This window comes from Aeromonas sp. QDB18, assembly GCF_027705325.1.
Taxonomy (GTDB): domain Bacteria; phylum Pseudomonadota; class Gammaproteobacteria; order Enterobacterales; family Aeromonadaceae; genus Aeromonas; species Aeromonas caviae.
In genome coordinates this window covers 1-1,661 of record NZ_JAPDBQ010000271.1, presented here as the reverse complement: position 1 = coordinate 1,661, position 1,661 = coordinate 1, and the positions used below count along the sequence as shown (strand labels likewise).

Here is a 1,661-nt window from a genome sequence, read left to right as displayed (position 1 = left end):
AAAGAGAGTAATAGATCAGAACGGCCGATCGCCGTCAAGCACTGAAAATAGCAAAATCAGGTGCGGAATGACGGATACATCGAAAAATATAAGGATTTGAAACTCGCCATTCAAAGAGCTCAGACACTTAAACTAACTTCACGAACAAAGAAACGCTCGGATTTTTGGTTATCTGTCGAGATCGCATTGAAAGAGCTAAAGCCAGTCAAACGACTTAAAACAAGATACAAAGAGGAATAAAACATGCAACTTAATCTTCCGCGCCTGATTCTTCGTTGGATTAACGAGAGCCGAGGAAATATGAGCATCCAATCATATATTATAAAAACAATTACAGAATCCAAAGACTTTAAAGACTATGAGGAAAAATATGGCAAACAAGAAAACTAATGAGATCGTCTATAAAAAAGGCCTGTTTACTGGTGTGTATAAAGGCGACAATGGCAACATGCTGACCGCAACACAGATGATTTATGAAGTTGATGGTGATGAAGTTGTGGCAGAGATTGAGAACGACTTTAAACTTCTCTATACCTTCTTGTATGACCAATATCGCAGCTTTCAATCCCAACAAAAAGATTTATTTGCTGAATGGCCAACTGTCTTTATGGCTATTGGTCGTAGCTACAACACTAAATCTAAATCTATGGTGAAGTTGCTGGAAGATTGTGGACTGCTTAAACAGATTAAGATGCCCAACGATAATCGAAGGATTAAGATTATTGCTGATGTGTCCCTCAAGAATATCCGCTTTGTTAATCCATCTTATGATGCTTGGAGAGCAGAACAGAAAGCAAACAACGCCGAGCGAGTTGCTGAATATGCCACATTCAACGATGAAAAAGAAAAAGCAAAACGGGAAGCCAAACAGCACCAGAGCACTACCAAATCAAAAACTGAGGTAAGAGATGAGTCTCGAAATGAAATTGCGGTTGATAATGCTAAAACTCCACATGATGAAAATGCAGAAGGACATCGAGATTCAGAAACTCAAGTTGTTGGTGTAGAGCCTGAAAGTAAAACATTATGGCAATTGCACAGTCACGCATTGATTACACAAAATCCTAAGTTTAATGACTTAAGTCCCGGACACCAATCTAGTGTCATGTCTGAACTAAGCGAGTGCAACGCTGTTAGCTACAAGGCTATTAAAGAGGTGTTTAATATGTCTGTAGCGGAGTTTGCTAAGGCAGCGGCATCAAAGCAAACTATTAAACAAGTTGGACGTGTGTGCAGTGGTTGCTACCCCGTAGAGGTTGGAAATGGTTGGAGCTGCATCAATAACAAATGCTCTAATCACAACGCCGAATATGAAAACAGTAAATTAGATGATATGGATAGTATACCGTTTTAACAAGAGGAATAATGATTAACAATTTTAAACAAATATTTTTGAAAGCAATAAAGCAAGAAACACAAGAAGAAAGAATTAGCGTTGAAATTATGTATGTTCCAGAAGAGTTTGATGCGCACAATCAATTCATGACTGCCGAGACAATTAGAAAAGCGTGTGAAGACTTCAATAGTAATTTAGCTGCTGGGAATATCTCTGCAAATCTATTTCACCTCTCGAATACAAACAAATTCCTGATTACCCATGACCCTCAGCCAGCTTCAAGAGCCGATATGGCATCGGAGGGCTTGCCACGACTGCATGCCCC

At 39.3% G+C, this 1,661-nt stretch carries 2 protein-coding genes and 1 pseudogene; all 3 read left to right on the top strand.

Annotated features, from left to right (window positions below; translation table 11 throughout):
* Positions 1-243 precede the first annotated feature (243 nt).
* Entirely contained in the window at positions 244-390 is a 147-nt protein-coding gene (locus OKC30_RS20780; protein WP_223955350.1) for a hypothetical protein, read from the top strand.
* On the top strand, positions 371-1,354 hold the full coding sequence (locus tag OKC30_RS20775) for a DUF6945 domain-containing protein (RefSeq protein ID WP_270809809.1): 984 nt from the start codon (positions 371-373) through the stop codon (positions 1,352-1,354). Before OKC30_RS20780 ends, OKC30_RS20775 begins: the two co-directional genes overlap by 20 nt.
* Before the next feature lie 11 nt (positions 1,355-1,365).
* Positions 1,366-1,491: pseudogene (locus OKC30_RS21475) on the top strand (hypothetical protein); the annotation flags it as partial.
* Between the last annotated feature and the right edge of the window lie 170 nt (positions 1,492-1,661).

What these genes read in the sequence shown, in the direction of transcription:
- OKC30_RS20780 (WP_223955350.1), top strand. Translation starts at nt 244, where the DNA reads ATGCAACTTAATCTTCCGCGCCTGATTCTTCGTTGGATTAACGAGAGC.
- OKC30_RS20775 (WP_270809809.1), top strand. Translation starts at nt 371, where the DNA reads ATGGCAAACAAGAAAACTAATGAGATCGTCTATAAAAAAGGCCTGTTT.